The 24,237-nt window shown below is 61.6% G+C and carries 21 protein-coding genes; 8 read left to right on the top strand and 13 right to left on the bottom strand.

Annotated features, from left to right (window positions below):
• Window positions 1–8 precede the first annotated feature (8 nt).
• Both J3D60_RS19665 and ilvD read right to left on the bottom strand, forming a co-directional pair.
• Window positions 9–1,445 (bottom strand): hypothetical protein, encoded by a 1,437-nt coding sequence (locus tag J3D60_RS19665; protein ID WP_253492491.1) that lies wholly within the window; start codon window positions 1,443–1,445, stop codon window positions 9–11.
• Window positions 1,446–1,568: 123 nt separating this feature from the next.
• Window positions 1,569–3,410, bottom strand: coding sequence for a dihydroxy-acid dehydratase (gene ilvD, locus J3D60_RS19660; protein ID WP_027606118.1), 1,842 nt, complete (start codon window positions 3,408–3,410; stop codon window positions 1,569–1,571).
• A 277-nt stretch (window positions 3,411–3,687) separates the two neighbouring features.
• On the opposite strand from ilvD, the gene J3D60_RS19655 reads away from it, so the two are divergent.
• On the top strand, window positions 3,688–5,421 hold the full coding sequence (locus J3D60_RS19655) for a DUF4153 domain-containing protein (protein WP_169898750.1): 1,734 nt from the start codon (window positions 3,688–3,690) through the stop codon (window positions 5,419–5,421).
• Here the strand turns inward: J3D60_RS19655 and J3D60_RS19650 are convergent.
• Window positions 5,396–6,571: an MFS transporter gene (locus tag J3D60_RS19650; RefSeq protein WP_253492490.1), complete on the bottom strand. Its 1,176-nt coding sequence runs from the start codon at window positions 6,569–6,571 to the stop codon at window positions 5,396–5,398. The two genes, J3D60_RS19655 and J3D60_RS19650, sit on opposite strands and share 26 nt — an antisense overlap.
• A 207-nt stretch (window positions 6,572–6,778) precedes the next feature.
• Window positions 6,779–7,975: a class I SAM-dependent rRNA methyltransferase gene (locus tag J3D60_RS19645; RefSeq protein ID WP_253492489.1), complete on the bottom strand. Its 1,197-nt coding sequence runs from the start codon at window positions 7,973–7,975 to the stop codon at window positions 6,779–6,781.
• A 187-nt stretch (window positions 7,976–8,162) separates the two neighbouring features.
• Between J3D60_RS19645 and J3D60_RS19640 the strand changes: the two genes are divergently transcribed.
• Both J3D60_RS19640 and mutM read left to right on the top strand, forming a co-directional pair.
• The gene (locus J3D60_RS19640) at window positions 8,163–8,975 is read left to right on the top strand and encodes an HDOD domain-containing protein (protein ID WP_253494023.1); all 813 of its coding nucleotides are present in this window, start codon (window positions 8,163–8,165) and stop codon (window positions 8,973–8,975) included.
• A 21-nt stretch (window positions 8,976–8,996) separates the two neighbouring features.
• Window positions 8,997–9,809, top strand: coding sequence for a bifunctional DNA-formamidopyrimidine glycosylase/DNA-(apurinic or apyrimidinic site) lyase (gene mutM, locus J3D60_RS19635; RefSeq protein ID WP_065938101.1), 813 nt, complete (start codon window positions 8,997–8,999; stop codon window positions 9,807–9,809).
• 71 nt (window positions 9,810–9,880) lie between these two features.
• Here the strand turns inward: mutM and J3D60_RS19630 are convergent, their stop codons facing one another.
• The 5 genes from J3D60_RS19630 to J3D60_RS19610 all read right to left on the bottom strand — a co-directional run bounded on the left by J3D60_RS19630 (window position 9,881) and on the right by J3D60_RS19610 (window position 14,579).
• Window positions 9,881–10,132, bottom strand: a complete 252-nt coding sequence (locus J3D60_RS19630; RefSeq protein WP_003195146.1) for a YfhL family 4Fe-4S dicluster ferredoxin — start codon at window positions 10,130–10,132, stop codon at window positions 9,881–9,883.
• Between the two features lie 218 nt (window positions 10,133–10,350).
• A complete protein-coding gene (gene coaD / locus J3D60_RS19625; protein WP_003176711.1) occupies window positions 10,351–10,830 on the bottom strand; it encodes a pantetheine-phosphate adenylyltransferase in 480 nt (159 codons plus the stop codon).
• Between the two features lie 114 nt (window positions 10,831–10,944).
• Window positions 10,945–12,540 (bottom strand): GMC family oxidoreductase, encoded by a 1,596-nt coding sequence (locus tag J3D60_RS19620; protein ID WP_065938102.1) that lies wholly within the window; start codon window positions 12,538–12,540, stop codon window positions 10,945–10,947.
• 37 nt (window positions 12,541–12,577) lie between these two features.
• Window positions 12,578–13,123 (bottom strand): twin-arginine translocation pathway signal protein, encoded by a 546-nt coding sequence (locus J3D60_RS19615; protein WP_065938103.1) that lies wholly within the window; start codon window positions 13,121–13,123, stop codon window positions 12,578–12,580.
• A 28-nt stretch (window positions 13,124–13,151) separates the two neighbouring features.
• On the bottom strand, window positions 13,152–14,579 hold the full coding sequence (locus tag J3D60_RS19610) for a coniferyl aldehyde dehydrogenase (RefSeq protein ID WP_065938104.1): 1,428 nt from the start codon (window positions 14,577–14,579) through the stop codon (window positions 13,152–13,154).
• A gap of 146 nt (window positions 14,580–14,725) precedes the next feature.
• Here J3D60_RS19610 and J3D60_RS19605 point away from each other — a divergent pair, with 146 nt between their 5' ends.
• Window positions 14,726–15,397, top strand: a complete 672-nt coding sequence (locus J3D60_RS19605) for a TetR/AcrR family transcriptional regulator (protein ID WP_065938105.1) — start codon at window positions 14,726–14,728, stop codon at window positions 15,395–15,397.
• Window positions 15,398–15,430: 33 nt separating this feature from the next.
• A complete protein-coding gene (locus J3D60_RS19600) occupies window positions 15,431–16,285 on the top strand; it encodes a sulfurtransferase (protein ID WP_253492487.1) in 855 nt (284 codons plus the stop codon).
• Window positions 16,286–16,342: 57 nt separating this feature from the next.
• Here J3D60_RS19600 and J3D60_RS19595 read toward each other — a convergent pair whose 3' ends face one another.
• The 4 genes from J3D60_RS19595 to J3D60_RS19580 are packed head-to-tail and all read right to left on the bottom strand — an operon-like array spanning window position 16,343 to window position 20,852.
• Entirely contained in the window at window positions 16,343–17,338 is a 996-nt protein-coding gene (locus tag J3D60_RS19595) for a hydrolase (protein WP_253492484.1), read from the bottom strand.
• 58 nt (window positions 17,339–17,396) lie between these two features.
• Window positions 17,397–18,014: a 16S rRNA (guanine(966)-N(2))-methyltransferase RsmD gene (gene rsmD, locus J3D60_RS19590; protein ID WP_027606107.1), complete on the bottom strand. Its 618-nt coding sequence runs from the start codon at window positions 18,012–18,014 to the stop codon at window positions 17,397–17,399.
• Window positions 18,014–19,504 carry a pitrilysin family protein gene (locus J3D60_RS19585; RefSeq protein ID WP_065938107.1) on the bottom strand — a complete coding sequence of 497 codons (1,491 nt, stop codon included), beginning with the start codon at window positions 19,502–19,504 and terminating at the stop codon, window positions 18,014–18,016. The genes rsmD and J3D60_RS19585 overlap by 1 nt, the downstream gene beginning before the upstream one ends.
• Window positions 19,497–20,852 carry a pitrilysin family protein gene (locus tag J3D60_RS19580; protein WP_027606105.1) on the bottom strand — a complete coding sequence of 452 codons (1,356 nt, stop codon included), beginning with the start codon at window positions 20,850–20,852 and terminating at the stop codon, window positions 19,497–19,499. Before J3D60_RS19580 ends, J3D60_RS19585 begins: the two co-directional genes overlap by 8 nt.
• Before the next feature lie 232 nt (window positions 20,853–21,084).
• Between J3D60_RS19580 and ftsY the strand changes: the two genes are divergently transcribed.
• From ftsY to ftsX, 3 genes are read left to right on the top strand one after another with little or no spacing between them, the layout of a single operon-like run.
• On the top strand, window positions 21,085–22,464 hold the full coding sequence (gene ftsY, locus J3D60_RS19575) for a signal recognition particle-docking protein FtsY (protein WP_253492481.1): 1,380 nt from the start codon (window positions 21,085–21,087) through the stop codon (window positions 22,462–22,464).
• On the top strand, window positions 22,461–23,132 hold the full coding sequence (ftsE, locus tag J3D60_RS19570; RefSeq protein ID WP_003213784.1) for a cell division ATP-binding protein FtsE: 672 nt from the start codon (window positions 22,461–22,463) through the stop codon (window positions 23,130–23,132). The genes ftsY and ftsE overlap by 4 nt, the downstream gene beginning before the upstream one ends.
• The gene (gene ftsX / locus J3D60_RS19565; RefSeq protein ID WP_065923857.1) at window positions 23,129–24,151 is read left to right on the top strand and encodes a permease-like cell division protein FtsX; all 1,023 of its coding nucleotides are present in this window, start codon (window positions 23,129–23,131) and stop codon (window positions 24,149–24,151) included. The genes ftsE and ftsX overlap by 4 nt, the downstream gene beginning before the upstream one ends.
• Window positions 24,152–24,237: the final 86 nt, after the last annotated feature.

Below are 24,237 nucleotides of genomic sequence, written 5' to 3'. Positions count from 1 at the left end.
CCTCGCAATCATTGCGCCGATTTCAGATCCCAGTTCCACACGCCAAGCATTGTGTTCTCCTGCACCTGAGCGAACAGCCCATAGTCGGCCAGGTACCATGATTTGAAGGTCCAATCCTGCTTGGGCATTTTCATTGTGATGCACTCCAGCATTCTGGCCGAACCGTGTAAGGCTGGATTCAAGCTGCTTGCGGGTTGCTCACGGACAACGCGGCAGGTCACCGTCCTTGGCTCGCTGGTTTCGAGCGAAGGGCTGCCATCCGGGTTGACGGATTTTGACCAGGTTCGTGTGTAACTGACGTGGCTGTCGAGGGGTAAGTTGCGCCAGTCGCCTTGAAAGCTCAACGCCACCAAGGCACGTGATTCTGTCTTTTTCTCAGCGCTTTTGCGGTCGATCTTGTGGCTTGCCAACTCAAACAGGCCTCTGAACGTCAGGTCTAGAGAAAACCCAAGTGCGGAGTCCTCGGTTTGCACGAGGGTCTGAGCGGACGCGGCATCAGTGCTGATGAGTGTCTGTTTTGTCTGATCACCGATGCGCGCGCCGTTGAAGAGCACGGCCTCATAGTCGTAGTCCAATCGGCCCAGGGCGCTTGGAGGCACCGGCAGTTCCAGGGCTCGGATGGCCGCTAACACTGCCGGATTGGCAACCGGTGTGCTGATGGCCGGCGCCAGTGGCTGGCGCGGCTTGGCCTCAGGCAGCCGGCCCAGCGCTGCGGGCGATTGGCAAGCAGCCTTGAATACCTCTTGGTGGTCGGCAGAAGCCTGCTTCAGCGGCGTTGGATCGAGCTGGACCTGGACACTGCCGTTGGCGACCTGCCGAGCGTCGTCGAGATTGAATTGGCTCAGGCGTGTGATCGTTTGCTTTGTGCAATCAAGGGACAGTCGCTCTTGGTTTTGCGCCACCAACAACGAGTTCTTGATGATCTGGTAGTGCTGATAACGGTGCGCGGCCCATACGTACAAGAGCCCACCGTTTTGTTCCAGGCTATTGCGGTCCAGAAGCAACCAATCCTGATCAACCGCTGCCGTCAACGCTCGCCAATCGGGTGCGGGCCGTGCTTTGCAGACGTTCTGCAGTTGCGCGCTGTGCTGCAATTGCTGAGCTTGCGGGGCAGGTAAATCGGTGCCCGTTCCATCCAAGTTGGCAAATGGTCTGAAACTGGTCCGAGTCGGGTAGGACATTCTTCCTGGACCTTGGGTGCACGATGCGTCGAACCGAACAATTGCCGGGCTTTGTTTCAACTCGACCATGTAGGTGATCCGATCACCTTCGCGCACGATGGAGTGGTCCATCGCCGGTAGCGCCAGTGCCTCATTAAACAGTGCCAAGGCCGGATGCACTTGAGGTGCTTGAGAGGTCGGAGGGGTACTGCAACCGGTCAGGATGAGGGTCAGTAACGAAGCACACCCTGCGGTCGGGTATAGAAAGGTCAAACGTGCGTCCATGCGGGAGCCATCCATGAGAATTCTGGCGCGCACTTTATCGCGCCCAGGGTAAAAGGCAAAAACCGGTTGAACGGACAGGCAAAAAAAGCCCCGCACCAGGCGGGGCTTTTTTATGCGCGAGGCTTACAGGCCGTCGAGCATCGCCTTGTTACGCACAGCACCCTTATCGGCGCTGGTGGCCAGCAGGGCATAAGCCTTCAGTGCGGTGGTCACTTTACGTGGACGTTTTTCAACCGGCTTCCAGCCCTTCTTGTCCTGCTCGACCCGGCGCGCTGCCAGCTCTTCATCGCTGATCAACAGGTTGATCGAGCGGTTCGGAATGTCGATCAGGACCTTGTCGCCGTCCTGCACCAGGCCAATCGCACCGCCGGCAGCGGCTTCAGGTGACGCGTGGCCGATGGACAGGCCCGAGGTGCCGCCGGAGAAACGGCCGTCGGTGAGCAGGGCGCAGGCTTTGCCCAGGCCCTTGGACTTCAGGTACGACGTCGGGTAGAGCATCTCTTGCATACCCGGGCCGCCTTTCGGGCCTTCGTAGCGGATGATCACGATGTCGCCTTCTTTGACTTCGTCGGCGAGGATGCCGCGTACCGAGCTGTCCTGGCTTTCGTAGATCTTGGCGCGGCCTTCGAAGACGTGGATGGATTCATCCACGCCGGCGGTTTTCACCACGCAGCCGTCAAGGGCGATGTTGCCGTACAGCACGGCCAGGCCGCCTTCCTTGGAGTAGGCGTGCTCGACACTGCGGATGCAGCCGTTTTCACGGTCGGCGTCCAGGGTGTCCCAACGGGTCGACTGGCTGAACGCGGTCTGGGTCGGGATACCGGCCGGGCCAGCCTTGAAGAAGGTGTGCACGGCTTCGTCGTCAGTCAGGGTGATGTCCCACTTGGCGATGCCTTCGGCCAGGGATTTGCTGTGCACGGTCGGCAGGTCGGTGTGCAGCAGGCCGCCACGGGCCAGGGAGCCTAAGATCGAGAAGATCCCGCCGGCGCGGTGCACGTCTTCCATGTGGTACTTCTGGATGTTCGGCGCGACCTTGCACAGTTGCGGCACATGGCGGGACAGACGGTCGATGTCGCGCAGGTCGAAATCGATCTCGGCTTCCTGGGCCGCGGCCAGCAAGTGCAGGATGGTGTTGGTGGAACCGCCCATGGCGATGTCCAGGGTCATGGCGTTTTCGAACGCCTTGAAGTTGGCGATATTGCGCGGCAACACCGACTCATCGTTCTCGCCGTAGTAGCGCTTGCACAGCTCGACGATGGTGCGGCCGGCCTGCAGGAACAGCTGCTCACGGTCGCTGTGGGTGGCCAGGGTCGAACCGTTGCCCGGTAATGCCAGGCCGAGGGCTTCGACCAGGCAGTTCATCGAGTTGGCGGTGAACATGCCGGAGCACGACCCGCAGGTCGGGCAGGCACTGCGCTCGTATTCCGCGACCTTCTCGTCAGAAGCGCTGGAATCGGCGGCGATGACCATGGCGTCGACCAGGTCCAGGCCATGGGAGGCGAGTTTGGTCTTGCCGGCTTCCATCGGGCCGCCGGAGACGAAGATCACCGGGATGTTCAGGCGCAGGGCGGCCATCAGCATGCCGGGGGTGATCTTGTCGCAGTTCGAGATGCACACGATGGCGTCGGCGCAGTGGGCGTTGACCATGTACTCCACGGAGTCGGCGATGATCTCGCGGCTCGGCAGGGAATACAGCATGCCGTCATGGCCCATGGCGATGCCGTCGTCCACGGCGATGGTGTTGAATTCTTTTGCCACGCCGCCAGCGCGTTCGATCTCGCGGGCGACCAGTTGGCCCAGGTCCTTGAGGTGCACGTGGCCGGGTACGAACTGGGTAAAGGAGTTGGCAATGGCGATGATCGGCTTCTTGAAGTCGTCATCTTTCATCCCCGTGGCACGCCACAGTGCGCGGGCGCCGGCCATGTTGCGGCCGTGGGTGGATGTTTTCGAGCGGTAATCTGGCATGGAGCACTCCGGGCGGCTAATCAGGTACTAAACAGGGGAGTGAGCTTCTATTGACGTCTGGAGCACTCAGAAATAGCCGTGTGTCCGGAGGTTGCCTCAAACGCTGCGGGATCGCCGCGCGCAGTGGCCTTGAGCTCATAAACCCGCCGGGGGATGACTGGCGATGAATAGGGCCGATTCTACACCGCTGGCGGCTGGAGGGAACGGGATACTCAGGGCCGCTGGCTTTGTTTAGACTGGCGGCCCTTTGCCCCGACCCCTCTCCAAAGGAATTGGAATGCCCGGTATCCATCGTTTTCTTGGGTTCTACCTGCTGATCGGTCTGATCCAGGGAATCGTCTTCTATTACTCCGATCAGCTCTATCGCTTGAGCGAAACCGTGTTTTTTGTCACCTACACCGTGGTGTTGGTGGGCGGTACCACCTTGCAACTGCTGGGGGAAAAAGCCCGACAGTGGCGGTCGTTGCTGCCTACGCTGGCATTCACCCTGTTGATGGGTGGCATGACGCTGTGGGTCTGCTACGGCCTCGACCATGTCGGCAATAACCGCTGGGCGATCAATTCCTGGTTTATCAGCGTGGTGGTGTTGAGCTATGTCTGTGCCACGTTTCTGTTCGCCTGGCCCGCCGAAAAAGGGCAACGCTGGCGTTATGAAGACCTGTTCCAGCAGGCCTGGAACAGCGTATTCATCGTGCTGTATGCCCTGATCCTGGTGGGGGTGTTCATGTTGCTGCTCAAGCTATGGGGCCGACTGTTCCTGATGCTGGGCATCGAATTTTTTGAGCGCCACTTCTGGAGCCAGCTATTCCTGTGCATCAGCTTGCCGTTGGTGTTCGCCTTGGGCATGTACCTGGCGGCGCGCAGCGAGAAAGTCATCGGCCAGATGCGCGGCATGCTGTTCAGCGCCTGTGGCTTGTTGTTGCCGTTGATCGCCCTGATCAGCCTGCTGTTTACCCTGACCTTGCCGTTCACCGGGCTCGGTCGGATTTGGGCGACGGGTTATTCCACGCCGATTCTGCTGGTGCTGGCGGGGGCGCAGCTGTTCTTGCTCAATGGTGTTTTTCAGGAGGGCGTTCAACCTCCACCGTACCCCAAATGGTTAACGCGGTTTATCGAATTGAGCCTGCTGTGCCTGCCGATTCTCGCCGCCCTGGCGTTTTATTCGAGCTGGTTGCGGGTCGAGCAATATGCCTTATCGCCACAGCGCTTCATTGCATTGGCGGCGGCGTTACTCTGTGGTTTGTATGGCCTGGCGGCCGTGTGGGCGGTGGTGTTGCGTTCGCCGGTCTGGCTGGCCAACCTGCGTGTTACCAACCCGGCCTTGGCGCTGCTGTTTTGTGGGCTGGTGGTGTTGGTCAACACGCCGATCCTCGATCCGGTGCGCCTGAGCGTCGACGATCAGGTCCGGCGTTTGCTCGACGGGCGTACCAAGGCTGAAGCGTTTGACGCGCACTACCTGCGTTTTGGCCTGGAGAAGGCTGGGGAGGCGGCGTATGCCAAGTTGCAGGTCGACCTGGACCAGGAGCGCATTCTGGACCCGGAATCGCGCCGTGCCTTGCGTGAGCGGATGGAAGACACCTCGCTAAGTTTCAGTGAACAGTATGAAAAAGAGCGTGCCCGCCGGCCCAAGCCCGAGCTGGAATGGATCGGCCCTGAGCCCAAGGGCAGCGAGCAGTTTGCCGAGCTCAGCCTGAACACTGACTCTGGGTGCGAGCCCGGCTGTGTGTTGTGGGCGGTGGACTTCGATCAGGACGGGCAGCCCGAAGTGCTTGCGATACCGCGCACCAGTTATCGCCATGACTTCAAGCCGCCGCGCATTTTTGTCCTGGACGATAAGGGCGAATGGGACGATCGCGGCCCTCTCGTATGGACGCAACTGCCCGACGGCTATGTGGACACCGAGACCCTGATCCACGATATCCGTGAGGGCAAGATCTCGTTGGTCAAGCCTCGTTACCGGCAGTTGCAGTCCAGTGACATGTTGCTCACGCCGGTGGTTCGTGAGCCGTAGTCCGCCGATTGGTCACCAGCCCCCAGAGGCTGAATCCGATAAAACCGAGGGCGATGCTCATCAATAGATGATCGCCGGCCTGGGCCAGTGCCGCGCTGACGACAGCGGCAGTGAGAAACATGATGCTATTGCCCGCCGACGCCGCCGTGCCCGCGCTGCTGGAGAACAACAGCATTGCTGCGGAAATCGCGGCTGGCCTGACCAGGGTGACGGCCAGGGCGCTGATCAGCATTGGGATCAACAAGGTCACGGTGGTCAGGGCTTCAATGCTGACGATCAGCGTTAACAGCGCGCCTGCGACGAGCAGCAAGCCAAGACCGATATTGATTTGCCGGGACAGCGCCATGCGTTTTTGCAGGTACGAGGCAGCAACGCCGCCGAGCAGGTAGGCCAGGCCGTACACCATCAGCACCAGCGCATATTGGTATTCGGACAGCTTCAGCGCATCCATGAAAATCAGCGGCGTCACGCTGATCAGGGCGAAGTAGCAGGCAAATACCAGGGCGGCGATCCACCAATAGCGCAGGAAGTCCCGATTGCGCGCCACGGCCTTGAGTGTGCCGATGATGGATACCGGTTCGCGGTGCGGGCTGGAGGACTTCGACGGCAGGATACAGAGCGCATGGATCAACATGCCCGATGCCATCAGCGCAAACCCATAGAAGCTCCCTTGCCAGTCGAAGGTGGTTTGCAGCCAGGAGCCGATCAGCGGCGACAGCGCGACAAACGAGCCGCTCAGGGTCATGTAATAGAGGCGCACCCGGGCTCGGTCCTGCTCGTCGAACAGGTCTTCCACCAGTGCATGGCCCAGTACGAAGAAGCCGCAGCCCATGGCCTGGACCGTGCGGAACAGCAGGAAGGTCAGGTAATCCGGCGCCATGGCGCAACCTATCGCCCCGAGGATCGACAGCGTGATACAGCCGAGCAGGACTTCCTTGCGCCCCCATTTATCCGAAAGCGGACCGGCGAGCAGTTGGGAGATGGAAAAGACCAGGGTGAACAGGCTGATGGACAGTGCGATGTCTGCGCTGGGCGTGTCGAACCGGGCGGACAGGGCGGGGAACGACGGGAGCAGGATATTGATCGGGAAAAAGCTGATCAGTGAAATGCAGGTGATGAGGATGAAGCGGGAGAGGGTGGGCCCAGACATTGTTTTTGTTTTCCGGAGTAAAACCAGAAAACGATACTAGTCTGCGAAAAGTGGAATTCAATCAAAACTATTGTGGGAGGCTTCCCGTAGCAATGTAGGAGCGAGCTTGCTCGCGAAGAACGTCAACGATAACGCAGCGCTATCAGGTAGCCCGCGTTGTATATGCGTTTTTCGCGAGCAAGCTCGCTCCTACAGAGGGTTCACGTCTTAGCTATTGGGCAACAACCGGCACGTAATGCTCTTGATATACCGCGTCTCGACAATCGCCGGATGCACCGGATGATCCGGGCCCTGGCCGCCACGTTCCAGCATCTGGATATTGCGGTCCAGGTGGCGGGCGCTGGTCAGCAGGATGTTCTGCAGGTCGTCTTCCGGCAGGTGCATGGAGCACGAGGCGCTGACCAGGATGCCGTCCTTGCTGAGCAGGCGCATGGCTTGCTCGTTCAGGCGGCGGTAGGCGCCTTCGCCATTTTTCATGTCTTTCTTGCGTTTGATGAAGGCCGGTGGGTCGGCGACGATCACGTCGAAGCGCTCTTCGCTGGCTTTCAGCTCCTTGAGGGCTTCGAAGACGTCGCCTTCGATGCAGGTCATCTTCTCGGCAACGCCGTTCAGCGCGGCGTTGCGCTCCACGCCATCGAGGGCGAAGGCCGAGGCATCGACGCAGAACACTTCACTGGCGCCGAAGGCCGCGGCCTGCACGCCCCAGCCGCCGACGTAGCTGTACAGGTCGAGTACGCGTTTGCCTTTGGCATACGGGGCCAGGCGCGCGCGGTTCATGCGGTGGTCGTAGAACCAACCGGTTTTCTGGCCCTGGATCACCGGGGCTTCGAATTTCACGCCGTTTTCTTCCAGCGCGACCCACTCCGGCACCAGGCCGAACACGGTTTCGACGTAGCGGTTGAGGCCTTCGGCGTCGCGCGCGGCGGAGTCGTTCTTGAACAGGATGCCGCTCGGCTTGAGCACTTGGGTCAGGGCGGCGATCACGTCGTCTTTATGGGCTTCCATGGTCGCCGAGGCGATCTGCACCACCAGGATGTCGCCGAAACGGTCGACCACCAGGCCCGGCAGCAGGTCGGAATCGCCGTAGACCAGGCGGTAGAACGGATTGTCGAACAGGCGATCACGCAGGGACAGCGCGACGTTGATGCGGTGCACCAGCAGCGACTTGTCCAGCGGCAACTTGATATCGCGCGACAGCAGGCGTGCGCAGATCAGGTTGTTCGGGCTCATGGCCACGATGCCGAGGGTCTTGCCGCCGGCCGCTTCCAGGATAGCCTGGTCGCCCGCCTGGAAGCCGTGCAGAGGGGTGGCGGCCACGTCGATTTCGTTGCTGTAGACCCACAGGTGGCCGTTGCGCAAACGACGATCGGCGTTGGCTTTGAGACGCAGGCTTGGCAGGGACATGACGTCGCTCCGGAAAAAAGAGCGGGAGTATACCTTGTTATGTAGGAAATGGCCGGGCTGCCGGATGTGCGGGGAGGTGTCAGCCGAGGGTTGATAAGGGTTAGAATCCCCACCTAGCCCAGAGTATGTACTTATGTCCCAAGAGCTTTCCGCCGAACAGATCCAACAGGCCCTCCAAGGCATCAGCGTGCCGCCCCAGCCGCAAATCATGGTGGATTTGCAGATGGAGCAGTACATGCCCGACCCGGACCTGGAAGTGATCGCGCGGTTGATCTCCCAGGACCCGGGCCTGTCCGGTGCGCTGCTGAAGATCGTCAACTCGTCCTATTACGGCCTGAGCAACAAGATCGCCTCGATCCAGCGCGCGGTGAACCTGCTGGGCAGCCGCTCGATCATCAACCTGATCAACGCCCTGTCGATCAGGGGCGAGATGAGCGACGACACCATCGTCACCCTCAACCGCTTCTGGGACACCGCCCAGGACGTGGCCATGACCTGCCTCACCCTGGCCAAGCGCACCGGCGCCCAGGCGGTGGACGAGGCCTATGCCCTGGGGCTGTTCCACGACTGCGGCGTGCCGCTGATGCTCAAGCGTTTCCCCAACTACATGACGGTGCTCGAAGAGGCCTACGCCAACGCCGGCCCCGACTGCCGCGTGGTCGACACCGAAAACAATGCGTTCAACACCAACCATGCGGTGGTTGGCTACTACACCGCCAAGTCCTGGCGCCTGCCGGAGCATGTGACCGACGCCATCGCCAACCACCACAATGCCCTGGCGATCTTCAGCGATGAGACGTCGCGCAATCCGCAGCTGAAAAACCTGCTGGCGATCCTGAAGATGGCCGAGCACATCTGCTCGTCCTATCGCGTCCTGGGCAACCAGTCGGTGGACCATGAGTGGAATGCCATCGGCCACTTGGTGCTGGACTACGTGGGCCTGTCGGACTACGACTTCGAAAGCCTGAAGTTGTCGATCCGCGAACTGGGCGCGCACTGATTCCCCCTTCACGAGGTACACATGCCCGAGTTACCAGAAGTCGAAACCACCCGGCGTGGGATTGCGCCGCACCTGGAAGGCCAGCGGGTCAGCCGCGTGGTGGTGCGTGAGCGGCGCCTGCGCTGGCCGATCCCGGAAGACCTGGATGTGCGCCTGTCCGGCCAGCGCATCGTGCTGGTGGAGCGGCGCGCCAAGTACCTGTTGATCAATGCCGAAGTGGGCACCTTGATCAGCCACCTGGGCATGTCGGGCAACTTGCGCCTGGTCGAAGTCGGCATGCCGGCGGCCAAGCATGAACATGTGGATATCGAGTTGGAGTCCGGCCTGGCCCTGCGCTACACCGACCCTCGGCGTTTCGGCGCGATGCTCTGGAGCCAGGACCCGCACAACCATGAACTGCTGATTCGCCTGGGGCCGGAGCCGTTGACCGAGCTGTTTGACGGTGAGCGGTTGTTCCAGCTGTCCCGCGGCAAGTCGATGGCGGTGAAACCGTTCATCATGGACAACGCGGTGGTGGTGGGCGTAGGCAACATCTACGCGACTGAGGCGTTGTTTGCGGCGGGGATTGATCCGCGTCGCGCGGCCGGCGGCATTTCACGCGGGCGTTATTTGAAGCTGGCGATCGAGATCAAGCGCATTCTGGCGGCGGCAATCGAGCGTGGCGGCACCACGTTGCGGGACTTTATCGGTGGCGATGGGCTGCCGGGGTATTTCCAGCAGGAATTGTTCGTCTACGGCCGGGGTGGCGAGGCGTGCAAGGTCTGTGGGACTGAGCTGCGCAATGTGGTGCTGGGGCAGCGGGCGAGTGTGTTTTGCCCCAGGTGCCAGAGCTGATTGCTGTGTAGTGGCTAATATCGCTATCGGGGGCAAGCCCCCGATGAGGTCTTTCCAGGCACTAAAGAAGCTCAAGCCTTGCCGGTAATTTTCCGGTACTTCTCCATCAACTGCTCTTCCGTCTCCGGATGGGCTTCATCCAGCGGAATGCAATCCACCGGGCACACCTGCTGGCACTGCGGCTCGTCGTAGTGACCGACGCACTGGGTGCACAGGTTGGGGTCGATCACGTAGATCTCTTCGCCCTGGGAGATGGCGGCGTTCGGGCACTCGGGTTCGCAGACGTCGCAATTGATGCAATCGTCGGTGATGATCAGGGACATGGAAACTCCTGCCAGGGCTGTCAGCCAAGGCATCTGAAAACTAATGCGCGCAATTGTGCCGCATTGGCGCCCGCAGTGCGAGCTGTGGTGAGCGGGCTTGCCCCGCGTTGGGCAGCGAAGCGGCCCCAAAACCAGACGACCGGTTATTCACCTGAGGCGACGCAAGTCTTTATTAGGGCTGCTACGCAGCCCAACGCGGGGCAAGCCCGCTCACCACATTACTTCTTGAAGCGCAGCGTCAGCGCATCAGCCACGGCCGGATGCACGAACTTGGTGATATCCCCGCCCAAAGCGGCAATTTCACGGACCAACGTCGAGGAAATGAACGAATAACGTTCCGACGGCGTGAGGAACAGGCTTTCCACGTCCGGCGCCAGTTGGCGGTTCATGTTGGCCAGCTGGAATTCGTATTCGAAGTCCGACACCGCGCGCAGGCCACGCAGGAATACATTGGCGTTCTGCTCTTTGGCGAAATGCGCGAGCAACGTGGAAAAGCCCACCACTTCCACGTTAGGCAGGTGCTTGGTGACCTCACGCGCCAGCTCCACGCGCTGTTCCAGGGGAAACAGCGGGTTTTTCTTGGGGCTGGCCGCGACTGCGATGATCACATGGTCGAACAAACGAGAGGCGCGTTCGACCAGATCGCCATGGCCTTTGGTAATCGGGTCGAAGGTACCTGGGTACAACACTCGGTTCATCGCGTCGTCCTGGCGGAGTCCGTTGGGGAACCGGATGGTATCGCAGCCATCCCGGTCGGCCAAGTCAACTTATGCATAAGAAAGCCGTATAGACACCGTGAATAGCGTGTTTTTTCACGCTGTTTTCAGACGTTCGGCCAAGGCTGTCGCCAGTTGAGCGGTTAATCCGTACACCGATAATTGCGGATTGGCCCCAATACTGGTGGGGAATAACGAACCGTCGTGGATCGACAGGTTGCGCAATTGGTGATGCCGGCCAAGGCTGTCAGCTACCGCATTTTTGGGATCTTCGCCCATGGCACAGCCGCCCATCACATGGGCGCTGCCCAGGGTTGTCCGGTGCAATTCCAGATTCAAACCCTCAATGACGCTGCGTGCCTCGGCCAAGGTGTTCACGAACCGTGCGTCATGGTGCATGGGCTTGACCGACTTGGCGCCCGCCGCGAACTGGATTTCGGCCATGCTGTGGAAGGCCCGGCGCAGGCCATCCCAGGCGTAGGGCGAAACCTGATAGTCGAGCACCGGCGTACCGTCACCGCGTAAGTCCACGCTGCCGCCCTGGCTGTCGGGGTGAAAGCCGTCACGCAACAGTGCGAGCATGGCGTGGGTATGCGGCAATTGGCCCATGTCCAGGGCGTTCTGCGTGCCATAGCCGCCGAACAAGGTGCTGGCCAATGCTGGATGCAAGGGCGGCGCCTCAAGCTTGTAGGACATTTTGCCGGTGGTGCCGTCCTGCCACTGGAAATGGTCGGAGTAGATCGACTGCGGCGCGCCGTAGAACGGGTTGATCACCTCGTCGAACAATGCGGCGGAGAAGTTCACCAAGTGCAAAAAGGTCCGCTTGCCCAGCCGCGAATGCGGGTCGGGCGCATCCGAGCGCATCAGTAGCGCCGGGCTATTGATGCCGCCGCCCGACAGCACGTAATGCTTGGCCTTCACTGTGATCTTGCGCCCGGTAGGCGCCACGCAGCGCGCGTCCATCGCTACGCATTCCAGGCTGCTGATGGTGTCGCCGCTGTATTTGAGCTGCTCGGCGCGGGCCAGGTACAGCAGCTCGCCGCCTTTTTCCAGGGTGGACGGGATGGTGGTCACCAGCATCGACTGCTTGGCATTGACCGGGCAGCCCATGCCGCAATAACCCAGGTTGAAGCAGCCACGGACGTTGCGTGGGATCACATGCCAGCTGTAGCCGAGCTTTTCGCAGCCTTTGCGGATCACATCATTGTTGGCATTCGGGGGGATGGCCCACGGTGCGATGCCCAGGCGCTGCTCCATCTTTTCGAACCACGGTGCCATCTCTGCACTGCTGTGGCCTTTTACCGCGTACTCGCTGGCCCAATGGCTGAGGGTGGCGTCCGGGGTGCGGAAGCTGGAGGTCCAGTTGATCAGCGTGGTACCGCCCACCGCGCGGCCCTGCAGGATGGTGATCGCGCCGTCCTTGCTCATGCGGCCGATGCCTTCCTGATACAGGCTGGCATAGGCCTCGTCCTCCAGCAGCTTGAAGTCGCTGCTGGTCTTGAGCGGGCCTTCTTCGATCAGCAGCACTTTGTAGCCGGCGGCGCTGAGGATCTCGGCAGTGGTGCCGCCACCGGCACCGCTGCCGATGATGGCCACGTCGGCTTCCAGGGTCAGGTCGCTGTCGAGGGCGGCGCCATTGTGGGTTTTCCAGCCGCGGGCCAGGCCGTCGCGGAACAGATCGGGTACGGGCATCAGGGTCGTCTCTTGTTTTTATTGTGAGGGATGCAAATCAGATCTTCGGCGGGCCGGGGTAGCCGCAATGCGCCCAGGATTCGGGCCGGAAGTACCAGGCCATGATCACCAGCTTGAGCAGCGAGCCCTGGCCCATGCGCAGCAGGTTCAGGTAGCTGTTTTCCCAGCGGTGCAGGAAGTTGCGGATCTGCTCCGCGCTGGCGTTTTCCCAGCTGCCCCAGATGCCGGTCAACGGTCCGCGCGTAATGCCCATGCCGAGCACATCGAACAGCTGCTGGGTGAGCTTGAACATCTCCGGCGACAGGTGCTGCAGGCTGTAGTCGAGTTTTTTCAACGTGTCTTCAATCCCGGCGACCACATCCTGGGCGCTGGCCACGCCTTCGAGCAGCACCGGGATCACCGCGCGCAGAAACGGCAGGTCGCTGCTGCGCAACATGGCAAAGCCGCTGGCCGGGGTGCTGCTGGAACAGCCGCTGAGGCTGGCGCCCAGCCCGGCCGTGGCCAGGAAAGCGCTGGCACACAGGCCGATTTTCAAGACGCCGCGCCGCGACAGCGCGGGTGAATCCGTGAGGCTAGGGTTCATTGTTATTGTTATCCCGTGGGTGGCGGTGTCAGCGGACAAACAGCTTCTGGATCAGTTTCTGGATCGATTTGCCGTAGGGCGGGTAGATCAATTTCGCCGCGTTCAGGCGCTGTTTCACCAGCACACCCTTGGCTTTGCTGAACGTCAGGAACCCTTCATGGCCGTGGTAGTGGCCCATGCCCGAGGGGCCGATGCCGCCAAAGGGCATGTCGTCCTGGGCCACGTGCAGGAGGGTGTCGTTCAGGCAGACACCGCCGGAATGGGTCTCGTGGAGGACCCGGTCCTGCTCGCGCTTGTTGTAGCCGAAGTAATACAGGGCCAGCGGGCGAGGGCGCTGGTTGATGTAGGCAAAGGCTTGGTCGATGCCGCGATAAGGCACGATCGGCAGCACCGGGCCGAATATTTCGTCCTGCATCACGGTCATGTCATCGCTGACATTCAGCAGCAGGCTATGGGCCATGCGCCGTGCCTGGCCCTGGTCGTACAGCGGGATCAGGGTGGCGCCCTTGTCGGTGGCGTCCTTGACGTAGGCATTGAGCCGGGCCAATTGACGCTCATTGATGATGGCGGTGTAGTCCGGGTTGTCGGCCAGCGTCGGATAAAACCCGCGAACCGCCTTGCTGTAGGCCTCGACGAAACCCTCCACGCGGTCCTCCGGCACCAGCACGTAGTCCGGTGCCACGCAGGTTTGCCCGGCGTTCAAGGCTTTACCGAAGGCGATGCGTTCGGCGGCGTCCTTGAGCGGTACGTCGGCGGAGACAATGGCCGGCGACTTGCCGCCCAGTTCCAGGGTGACCGGCGTGAGGTGTTCGGCAGCGGCGCGCATTACGTGCTTGCCGATACTGGTCGCGCCGGTAAACAGCAGGTGATCGAAGCGCAGCTTGGAAAACGCCATGCCCACCTCGGCCTCGCCGAGCACCACGCACACCAGGTCCTCGGGGAAAATCCTCGCCAGTAACGCCTTGAGCAGTTCGCCGGTAGCGGGCGTGGATTCGCTGAGCTTGAGCATCACCCGGTTGCCTGCCGCCAACGCACCGACCAGTGGGCCGATGGCCAGGTACAGCGGGTAGTTCCACGGCACGATCACGCCGACCACGCCCAGGGGTTGGTAAATGACTTTGGCTGACGCGGGTTGGAAGGCCAGGCCTACAGCGCGGCGGGAAGGTTTCATCCAGCCCTTGAGGTGTTTACTGGCGTAGTGAATGCCATGCAGGCTGGGCATCAGTTCGGCGAACAGGGTTTCGTCGGCGCTGCGCTGGCTGAAATCCTGGCTGATGGCATGGATCAGTGCCTGGCGCTCGTCACTGAGCACATCCCGCAAGGCCTTGAGCCATTGCTGGCGCTGTGCGGCTGGCGGCATCGGGTTGGCGGCGTAGGCGCGGCGTTGGGCGTCGAACAGGTCCTGGAGTTGATCCAGCACCTGGGCATCTTGCAGGTAGGCAACGTTGGCAGACATGGCGCAGCACCGATTGTTATTGGTCTGCGTGGATTTTTAGAGTCATTACTCTAAATTGTCAAATAACATTGCAGCAACATGCAGATTTATCCTGGCAAGGATAGGCCGTAAGATGCCCTATCACGTGTACAGAAGCTGATTCCCCTATGGCACCACGAGTAAAGACCAGCGAGCGTATTGTGCAAACCAGCCTGGAGCTTTTTAACCAGCAGGGCGAGCGTAGTATCAGCACCAACCATATCGCCGCCCATATGGAAATTTCGCCGGGCAACCTGTACTACCACTTCCCCAACAAGCAAGCGATCATCTCCGTGCTGTTTCGCGAATATGAAGCGTTGGTGGACAGTTTCCTGCGTCCGCCCCAGGGGCGGGCCATGGTGGTGGAAGACAAGCGCTTTTATCTCCAGGCCGTACTGGCCGGTATGTGGCGCTACCGTTTTCTGCACCGCGACCTTGAACACCTGCTGGAGAGCGACCCGGAGCTGGCCACCGGCTATCGGCGTTTTTCCCAGCGTTGCCTGATCCAGGGCGGCGCCATCTACCAGGGGTTTGTCGATGCGGGCATCCTGAATATGGACCCGGTGCAAACCGAAGCCCTGACCCTCAATGCCTGGATCATCCTCACCTCCTGGGTGCGTTTCCTGTGCACCACCAATGAAAATTCCACCCACCTGAGTGCCGAAGCCATCAAGCGCGGGGTGTATCAGGTGCTGGTGCTGGAGGCGGGCTTTGTCACGCCCCAGGCAAAAGAAGCGGTGGATGCACTGTTCAAAGAGTTTTACGTGCCGTTGAACCAGGCACTGGAAGAAGTGAAGTAGGACCTTTCCCGAATCTGTTCACAGGAGTCCGTCATGCCGCTTGCCCAACTGATCAGCCCCCAGCAATTGGCCGAGCGCCAGACGTCGGCGGGGCTGGTGATCCTGGATTGCCGTTTTGCCCTGGAAGACCCGGATTACGGGCGTTGCAGCTACGCCGAAGGGCATATCGAGGGTGCGCAATATGCCGACCTGGAGCGCCATCTCAGCGGGCCAGTGATCAAAGGTGTGACCGGGCGTCACCCGTTGCCGGCGGCGGGCACCTTCGCCGAGCAATTGCGAGCCTGGGGTATCCATGCTGACACCGATATCGTGCTGTATGACGACGGCCCTGGCGCCTATGCAGCTCGTGCCTGGTGGCTGCTGGCCTGGCTGGGCAAGCGTGACGGTGTGTTTATCCTGGACGGCGGCCTCAAGGCCTGGCATGCCGCGGGTTTCCCGTTGAGCCTGGACGCGCCGGTAACCGAGCGTGGGACTTTCGATGGCGCGCCGGACAATCACCTGCTGCTGGATGCCGAACATCTGCAAAAACGCCTGGGCCAACCCGGCCTGACCCTGATCGATGCCCGCGCCCAGGCGCGTTTTCGCGGTGAAGTTGAGCCCATTGATCCGATTGCCGGGCATATCCCCGGTGCGCAATGTGCGGCGTTCAACGAAAACCTGGGCAGTGACGGGCGTTTCCTGCCGGCCGAGCAACTCAAGCAGCGCTTCGCCGCGCAGTTGCAGGGGCGCTCGCCGGAGGAACTGGTGGCGTATTGCGGCTCGGGCGTGACGGCCTGCCACAACCTGTTCGCCCTGAGCCTGGCGGGTTACCCGTTGGGCAAGTTGTATGCGGGGTCGTGGAGCGAGTGGATTACCGATCCGACACGGGCAATAGCTACGGGTGACTGAGTTCCCGGCCCGGTAAGCCCAGTCCAAATGTGGGAGGGGCTTGCCCCTCCCAGGTGTTTAACCGTGTCGTGCCAATAACCATTGTGGGATGCGCCGCTCCAGGTAGTAGCCTGGGCGTTTCAGCGAGCCATCGACGAAGCCCACGTGCCCGCCCTTGGCCGTCAGCTCAAACTCGGTGCACGCCGACAGCTCGCTGGCCTCGGGCAAGCTGTGGGCGAATACGAACGGGTCGTCGGCCGCCTGGATAATCAGCGTCGGTGTGCGGATCGCGCCCAGGTAGTAGCGACTCGACGCGCGACGGTAATAGTCCTCGGCACTCAAGAACCCATGCAGCGGCGCGGTAACCCGGCCGTCGAAGTCCCAGAAGGTGCGCATCTTCTCCAGCGAGCCAAGCGCTTCCAGGGTTTTCAGCCCGTCCGCACGGCCATCCTGTAAAAAACGGCGTTGTTTGACGCGGATATACGCGAGCATTTCACCCATGAAGTGCTTTTGATAAACCCGCGAGAAGCCCAGCCCGATGCGGTCTGCACACTGGTCCAGGCGAAATGGCACCGATACCGCCGCTGCGCCTTGCAGCCCGGACGCCTCGCCGGTTTCCCCCAGGTGCTTGAGCAGCACATTGCCCCCCAGCGAATAACCCACCGCATACAGCGGCGCCAACGGCCGCTTGGCGCGCAGGTGCGCAATCGCGGCGGCGAGGTCTTCGCTGGCGCCTGAGTGATAGCTGCGTGCCAACAGGTTGGGCTCGCCCGAACAGCCGCGCCAGTTCAAGGCCGCACTGGCCCAGCCTTGGGCGCCGAGGACTTTTTGCAGGCCGGCCACATAGGGGGAATTGGATGAGCCGGTCAGCCCGTGCAGCACCAGCACCAACGGCGCCTGCGCGTCATGGGGGCCATGCCAGTCGAGGTCGAGAAAGTCGCCGTCTTCCAGCCACAGGCGTTCGCGTTGGCGCTCGATATGGGTAGTCGGCCGCCACAGCGGCCCCCACAGCGTTTGCAGGTGAGGGTTGCCGAGGCCGAAGGCGGGGGTGAACTGGTCGGAGGACGGTGTCATGACACTCTCAGTTTTGAGCTGCACTGTCTGTGGTGAGCGGGCTTGCTCACCACAGATTTTAAGCGACGCTTTCGACCAATCGATGCCACAACGCGTAATACACACGACCGGATTTCTGCTCCCGGTGCAGGCGCCAGGCGCCCGGCAAACCCAGGGTAGACGGCGCGGTCTCGCTTTCAGTGTAGATCCACGCATCCGGCGCCAGCCATTGGCGCTCTTCGAGCAAGGCGCACACGGTCGGCAACAGGTTCTGGTTGAACGGTGGGTCGAGGAACACCACGTCGTAGGCGCTGGGCGCCTGGGTTTCCAGGTAGCGCAGGGCGTCGGCGGTCTGCACCTGGCCATTGGTGCAGCGCAGGGTGCCCAGGTGTTCCTTGAGGCTGGACACCGCGACATTGCTCGCATCCAGCGCCTGGGCCTGGGCCGCGCCACGGGACAGCGCCTCCAGGAACAGCGCGCCACTGCCGGCGAACGGGTCCAGCACCTTGGCGCCGGCAATGTACGGCGCCAGCCAGTTGAACAGGGTTTCACGCACGCGGTCCGGCGTCGGGCGCAGGCCCACGACGTCGGGGAAGCTCAGCTTGCGGCTGCCCCATTCGCCGCCAATGATGCGCAGTTGGCCCACACCGTTATGCACGTTGTGGACAGGTTTTTTCGGGCGAGATGAACTGGCCATTAATGCTCCGGAACCCCGAGCGGCTGCTCGGCAGGTTTATCAGTGGGGGGCGGTAGTGGCTTTTGCGCAGTCGTTGGGCCGGCGGTCACGATGACCATCTTGTCGGCGCTCAAGTGTTTGTTCAAGGCAGCCTTGACCTGCTCTACGGTCAGGGCCTGGGATTGTTTCATGAAATCTTCCAGATAGCTCAGCGGCAGGTTGTAGAAACCCATGGCGCCCAGCTGCCCAACGATGTCGGCGTTGCTGGCGGTGGACAGCGGGAAGCTGCCGGCCAGCTCGCGTTTGGCGTCATCCAGCTCCTTTTGCGTCGGGCCGGTCTTGAGATAGTCGGCCAGCACGTCTTCGACCAGGCGCAGGGTGCCGCCGCTCATTTCGGCGCGGGTCTGCAGGTTGATCATGAACGGGCCACGCACTTGCATCGGCGAGAAGCCCGAGTAAACACCGTAGGTCAGGCCGCGTTTCTCGCGCACTTCGCTCATCAAGCGGGTGCCGAAGCCACCGCCGCCGAGGATCTGGTTGCCCAGGGACAGGGCTGCGTAGTCCGGGTCGGCGCGGTCGATGCCCAATTGGGCGAACAGCAGGTGAGTCTGTTTGGACGGGAACTCGATATGGCTCAGGCCGGCCTTGGGCTCGGTTGGCTGGGCGATCTTCGCCATGGCCGGGCCCTTGGGCAGCGCGGCCGACACCTTGGCCGTCATTGCTTCGGCTTCGGCGCGGGTCAAGTCGCCGACCACGGCAATCACCGCATTACCCGCCGCATAAGCCTTGGCGTGGAACGCCTGCAGCTGCGCGAGGGTAATCTTCGGAACGCTTTGCGGCGTGCCTTCACTAGGGTGAGCGTAGGGGTGATCGCCGTACAGGCGCTTGAACAACTCCAGGCTCGCCAGTTTGCCGGGGTTCTGCTTCTGGTATTCAAAGCCGGCGAGGATCTGGTTCTTGATCCGCGCCAGGGAGTCGGCGGGGAAGGTCGGCTTGCCGATCACCTCGTCAAACAGCGCCAGGGCGGCCTCGCGTTTAGCGCTGTCGCTGAGGCTGCGCAGGGACACCAACGCCATATCGCGATAAGCGCCATTGCCAAAGTCGGCGCCCAGGCCTTCAAAACCACTGGCAATCTGGCTCACATCCTTGCCCGGTACACCTTCGTTGAGCATGGCGTTGGTCATCAGCGCCAGGCCCGGCACGTTGCCGTCCTGGCTGCTGCCGGCGGCGAACAGGATGCGCATGTCGAACATCGGCAACTCATGGGCTTCGACGAACAGCACCTTGGCGCCTTCGGCGGTGGTCCAGGTTTGCACGTCGAGCTTGCGGTTGGTCGGCGCCTTGCCGTCCAGCTCCGCCAGGGATTGCAGTTTGTTGGTCGATTGAGCCTTGTCCAATGCCTGGCTGGCGACGGAGTCACTCGGGCGCAGGAAGTACACGGCGCTCGCCGCGATCAGGGTGACGACGATCAGGCCCGGCAGGATCAGGCGGCTGCTTTTGCGATCACTCATGAGCGGTCTCCTCAGGCAAAACATGGGCGACGCTCAGACGTTCGCGGGTGAAATAGGTGCGCGCGGCCTTCTGGATATCTTCCGGGGTCACGCTTTGCAGGTCGGCCAGTTCGGTGTCCATGAGTTTCCAGGACAGGCCCACGGTTTCCAGGGAGCCAATGGCCGTGGCCTGGCTGGTGATGGAATCGCGTTGGTACACCAGGCCGGCGATGACCTGGGCACGGATGCGTTCCAGTTCTTCGGCGGTCGGTGGCTTGGCCTTCAGCTCTTCCAGCAGGCGCCACAGGCCGGCTTCGGCTTGGGCAACGGTTTTCTTCTTTTGCTGGTTCGGGGTGGCCGAGAGGGTGAACAGGCTGTCGCCCCGGGTGTAGGCGTCGTAGTTGGTGGACGCGGCGGAGACCAGTTCTTCGCCACGCTCCAGTTGTTCGGAGATCCGTGCACTGTAGCCGCCGTCCAGCAGGGCCGAGATCAGGCGCAGGGCCTGGACCGAACGCTTGTCTTCGGCGGTGGCCAGGCCAGGTACGTTGAAGCCCAGGATCACGCTCGGCAATTGGGTCTGCACATGCATCGTCAGCAGGCGCTCGCCGGGCTCGGCCAGCTCCATCGGAACCTTGGCGGGCGGTACGTCACGCTTGGGGATCGGGCCGAAGTAGCGCTGGGCCAGGTTTTTTACCTCGTCCGGGGTGACGTCGCCGACCACCACCAACGTGGCGTTGTTCGGTACATACCAGGACTGGTACCAGTGGCGCAGTTCCTCGACCTTCATGCGGTCGAGGTCGGCCATCCAGCCGATGGTCGGGGTGTGATAGCCGCTGGCCGGGAAGGCCATCGCCTTGAAGCGCTCGAAGGCCTTGGACATGGGATTGTCGTCGGTGCGCAGGCGGCGTTCTTCCTTGATCACCTCGATTTCGCGGCTGAACTCGTCGGCCGGCAGGCGCAGGCTGGCCATGCGGTCGGCTTCCAGCTCAAAGGCAACGCCCAGGCGGTCACGGGCCAGCACCTGGTAGTAGGCGGTGTAGTCATCGCTGGTGAAGGCGTTTTCTTCGGCGCCCAGGTCACGCAGGATCAGCGAGGCTTCGCCGGGGCCGACCTTGGCGCTGCCCTTGAACATCATGTGCTCCAGGGCGTGGGATAAACCGGTCTGGCCCGGGGTTTCATAGCTCGAACCGACCTTGTACCAGACCTGGGAAACCACCACCGGCGCGCGATGGTCTTCGCGCACGACCACCTTGAGGCCGTTATCCAGGGTGAATTCATGGGTGGGTTGTGGGTCGGCAGCCAAGGCTGAAAGGGGCAGACAAACTGTACTGAACAGCAGGCCTGCGGCGTGGCGGGCTAGAGCATTCATTCGTTTTTAAACCTGTTGGGCTGCTCGCTTGGTCTTAGCGTCGGCGGGCGAGGAGGTGCTAGGATACTGATCCGACCTAGGGACGGCCACTATGGCTGTCTTGTTAAGGCCCTATTTAGGCCTTACAAAATGTTGCGCATGAACGAGCTGGCTAAAAAACAGTCTGTTACGCATCGAATTTTATTTACCGATGTGCCCCTTGGCGCGTCGCTACCTTGAGATAGCCGTCTCCATGTTTGGTTCCAACGACGACAAGAAGACCCCAGCTGCGGCTGGCGAGAAGAAAGGCCTGTTCGGATGGCTGCGCAAAAAGCCGCAGGAAACCGTCGCTGAACAGCCACAGGTTCAAGCTGAGCCGATCCCCGAGCCTATAGTAGAAGCCGAGCCCGTTGCCGAAGCGCCGGCGCCGGTGGTGTTGCCGATGGCTGAGCCGGTGTTGCAGCCGGTGGCCGAGGTGGAGCCTGAGCCCGAACACAAGCCGTGGCCTGAGCTGCCGGTGCCCGAAGAGCCTGTGGCGCTGGTTGAAGATGTGCAGGCCGAGCATGTGGTGCCGCCGATTCCGGTGACCGTTGAGCCGCAGCCGGTCGTTGTCGAATCTCCCGCCCCCGTGCCTGCGCTAGTGGAGCCGGTGGTTGCCGCTCCCGCCGTCGTCGAAGCGCCCGTCGCCCCCACCGAAACCAGCAAGACCGGCTTCTTCGCCCGCCTCAAGCAAGGCCTGAGCAAGACCAGCGCCAGCATCGGCGAAGGCATGGCCAGCCTGTTCCTCGGCAAGAAAGTCATCGACGATGAGCTGCTGGAAGACATCGAAACCCGCCTGCTGACCGCCGACGTGGGCGTCGAAGCCACCGCCGTGATCATCCAGAGCCTGACCCAGAAGGTCGCGCGCAAGCAGTTGACCGATGCCGACGCCCTCTACAAATCCTTGCAGGCCGAGCTGGCTGCGATGCTCAAGCCCGTGGAAGCACCGTTGGTGATCACCCCGAACAAGCCGTTCGTGATCCTGGTCGTGGGTGTCAACGGCGCCGGCAAGACCACCACCATCGGAAAACTGGCCAAGAAGCTGCAGTCGGAAGGCAAGAAAGTCATGCTCGCCGCCGGCGACACCTTCCGCGCCGCTGCCGTCGAGCAATTGCAGGTCTGGGGGGAGCGCAACAAGATCCCGGTCATCGCCCAGCACACCGGTGCCGATTCCGCCTCGGTGATCTTCGACGCCGTGCAAGCCGCCAAGGCTCGTAACATCGACGTGCTGATCGCGGATACCGCCGGTCGCCTGCACACCAAAGACAACCTGATGGAAGAGCTGAAGAAAGTCCGCCGCGTGATCGGCAAGCTCGACGCAGACGCCCCGCACGAAGTGCTGCTGGTGCTGGACGCCGGTACCGGCCAGAACGCCATCAGCCAGGCCAAGCAATTCAACCAGACGGTTCAGCTGACCGGTCTGGCCTTGACTAAGCTCGACGGCACGGCAAAAGGTGGCGTGATCTTCGCCCTGGCCAAGCAGTTTGGGTTGCCGATTCGTTATATCGGCGTCGGTGAAGGCATCGACGACCTGCGCACCTTTGAAGCCGAACCCTTTGTCCAGGCACTGTTTGCCGAGCGGGAGCGTTCATGATTCGATTCGAACAGGTCGGTAAACGCTATGCCAACGGGCATGTGGGCTTGCATGAGCTGAGCTTTCGAGTGCGTCGCGGCGAGTTCTTGTTTGTCACCGGTCACTCGGGGGCCGGCAAGAGTACGCTGTTGCGCCTGCTGCTGGCCATGGAACGCCCGACCACGGGCAAGTTGCTGCTGGCGGGCCAGGACCTGGCCACCATCAGCAATGCGCAGATCCCGTTCCTGCGCCGCCAGATCGGCGTGGTGTTCCAGAACCACCAGTTGCTGTTCGATCGCACGGTGTTCAACAACATTGCCTTGCCGTTGCAGATTCTTGGGTTGTCCAAGGCCGAAATCGTCAAGCGCGTGGATTCGGCCCTGGAGCGCGTGGCGCTGTCGGACAAGACCGACCTCTACCCCGGCGACCTGTCCACCGGCCAGCAACAGCGCGTCGGCATTGCCCGCGCCATCGTCCATCGCCCGGCCTTGCTGCTGGCGGACGAACCCACCGGTAACCTCGACCCGCGCCTGGCGGCCGAGATCATGGGCGTATTCGAAGACATCAACCGTCTGGGCACCAGCGTACTGATCGCCAGCCATGACCTGGCGCTGATCGCCCGCATGCGCCATCGCATGCTGACCCTGCAACGCGGTCGCCTGATCGGTGACGGGGAGGCTGGCGTATGAGTGCAACACGTAGCCCCAAGGTTTCCGAGCGTGTGGCGCCGAAACCGGCCGACCCGCAACCGAAAAAGAAAAAACATGACGATGACGATGGCCCGGACTTCAGCACCCTGCTGCGCGCCTGGATCGAAAGCCATCGCGCCAGCCTGCTGGACAGCCTGCGTCGCCTGGGCAAGCAGCCGATCGGCAGCTTTTTTACCTGCCTGGTGATGGCCGTGGCCCTGAGCCTGCCGATGGGCTTGTCGCTGCTGCTTAATAATGTCGAGCGCCTGGGCGGTTCGTGGCAGCGTGCGGCACAGATTTCCCTGTACCTGAACCTGGATGCCAGCACCAAGGAAGGCGAAGCGCTACGGGACGATATCAAGAACATGCCGGGCGTCGCGGACGCCGAGTACGTCAGTCGCGATCAGGCACTTGAGGAGTTCCAGCAGCAGTCCGGCCTGGGCGAAGCGCTCAAGGAGCTGCCGCAGAACCCGTTGCCGGGCGTGGTGCTGGTGACGCCGAATGAAGTCGACAAGGCGGGCCTTGAAGCCCTGCGACAAAAACTCGCAGAGATGCCGAAGGTGCAACAGGCGCAACTTGATCTAGTCTGGGTGGAGCGCCTGGCGGCGATCCTCAAGCTGGGCGATCGGTTTGTGTTCGGCCTGACAGTGCTGTTGGTGTCTGCATTACTTTTGGTGATAGGTAATACCATTCGTCTTCATATTGAAAACCGTCGCACCGAGATAGAAGTGATTAAACTGGTCGGCGGCACGGACAGCTATGTGCGTCGGCCTTTTCTGTACATGGGCGCGCTTTATGGCCTGGGTGCGGGGATTTTGTCCTGGGGCGTGCTGGCGTTCGGCCTTAACTGGCTGAACGACGCGGTTGTCGGGCTTGCCGGCTTGTACGGCAGCGATTTTGCCCTGGCCGGGGTGCCGGTTGCCGATGGTCTGTCGCTCTTGCTTGGCGCGGTATTGTTGGGTTATATCGGTGCCTGGATTGCGGTCGCACGGCATTTACGCGAGCTGGCACCGAAGTAGTTAATGTCAGGGTAATGTGGTTTCGTTTGTATTGACCGTATCAGTGGTTTAGGGAACTTGTCCTACGGTTCCCGGTCAATTTTCGC

The organism is Pseudomonas sp. S3E17 (assembly GCF_024168685.1).
In the GTDB taxonomy this organism is placed as follows: Bacteria; Pseudomonadota; Gammaproteobacteria; order Pseudomonadales; family Pseudomonadaceae; genus Aquipseudomonas; species Aquipseudomonas marginalis.
This window is presented reverse-complemented; position numbering and strand designations above follow the sequence as displayed.

Bases quoted from the DNA above. Each gene is read 5' to 3' on its own strand.
- J3D60_RS19665 (WP_253492491.1), bottom strand. From the start codon at position 1,445: ATGGACGCACGTTTGACCTTTCTATACCCGACCGCAGGGTGTGCTTCG.
- ilvD (WP_027606118.1), bottom strand. From the start codon at position 3,410: ATGCCAGATTACCGCTCGAAAACATCCACCCACGGCCGCAACATGGCC.
- J3D60_RS19655 (WP_169898750.1), top strand. From the start codon at position 3,688: ATGCCCGGTATCCATCGTTTTCTTGGGTTCTACCTGCTGATCGGTCTG.
- J3D60_RS19650 (WP_253492490.1), bottom strand. From the start codon at position 6,571: ATGTCTGGGCCCACCCTCTCCCGCTTCATCCTCATCACCTGCATTTCA.
- J3D60_RS19645 (WP_253492489.1), bottom strand. From the start codon at position 7,975: ATGTCCCTGCCAAGCCTGCGTCTCAAAGCCAACGCCGATCGTCGTTTG.
- mutM (WP_065938101.1), top strand. From the start codon at position 8,997: ATGCCCGAGTTACCAGAAGTCGAAACCACCCGGCGTGGGATTGCGCCG.
- J3D60_RS19630 (WP_003195146.1), bottom strand. From the start codon at position 10,132: ATGTCCCTGATCATCACCGACGATTGCATCAATTGCGACGTCTGCGAA.
- coaD (WP_003176711.1), bottom strand. From the start codon at position 10,830: ATGAACCGAGTGTTGTACCCAGGTACCTTCGACCCGATTACCAAAGGC.
- J3D60_RS19620 (WP_065938102.1), bottom strand. From the start codon at position 12,540: ATGCCCGTACCCGATCTGTTCCGCGACGGCCTGGCCCGCGGCTGGAAA.
- J3D60_RS19615 (WP_065938103.1), bottom strand. From the start codon at position 13,123: ATGAACCCTAGCCTCACGGATTCACCCGCGCTGTCGCGGCGCGGCGTC.
- J3D60_RS19610 (WP_065938104.1), bottom strand. From the start codon at position 14,579: ATGTCTGCCAACGTTGCCTACCTGCAAGATGCCCAGGTGCTGGATCAA.
- J3D60_RS19605 (WP_065938105.1), top strand. From the start codon at position 14,726: ATGGCACCACGAGTAAAGACCAGCGAGCGTATTGTGCAAACCAGCCTG.
- J3D60_RS19600 (WP_253492487.1), top strand. From the start codon at position 15,431: ATGCCGCTTGCCCAACTGATCAGCCCCCAGCAATTGGCCGAGCGCCAG.
- J3D60_RS19595 (WP_253492484.1), bottom strand. From the start codon at position 17,338: ATGACACCGTCCTCCGACCAGTTCACCCCCGCCTTCGGCCTCGGCAAC.
- rsmD (WP_027606107.1), bottom strand. From the start codon at position 18,014: ATGGCCAGTTCATCTCGCCCGAAAAAACCTGTCCACAACGTGCATAAC.
- J3D60_RS19585 (WP_065938107.1), bottom strand. From the start codon at position 19,504: ATGAGTGATCGCAAAAGCAGCCGCCTGATCCTGCCGGGCCTGATCGTC.
- J3D60_RS19580 (WP_027606105.1), bottom strand. From the start codon at position 20,852: ATGAATGCTCTAGCCCGCCACGCCGCAGGCCTGCTGTTCAGTACAGTT.
- ftsY (WP_253492481.1), top strand. From the start codon at position 21,085: ATGTTTGGTTCCAACGACGACAAGAAGACCCCAGCTGCGGCTGGCGAG.
- ftsE (WP_003213784.1), top strand. From the start codon at position 22,461: ATGATTCGATTCGAACAGGTCGGTAAACGCTATGCCAACGGGCATGTG.
- ftsX (WP_065923857.1), top strand. From the start codon at position 23,129: ATGAGTGCAACACGTAGCCCCAAGGTTTCCGAGCGTGTGGCGCCGAAA.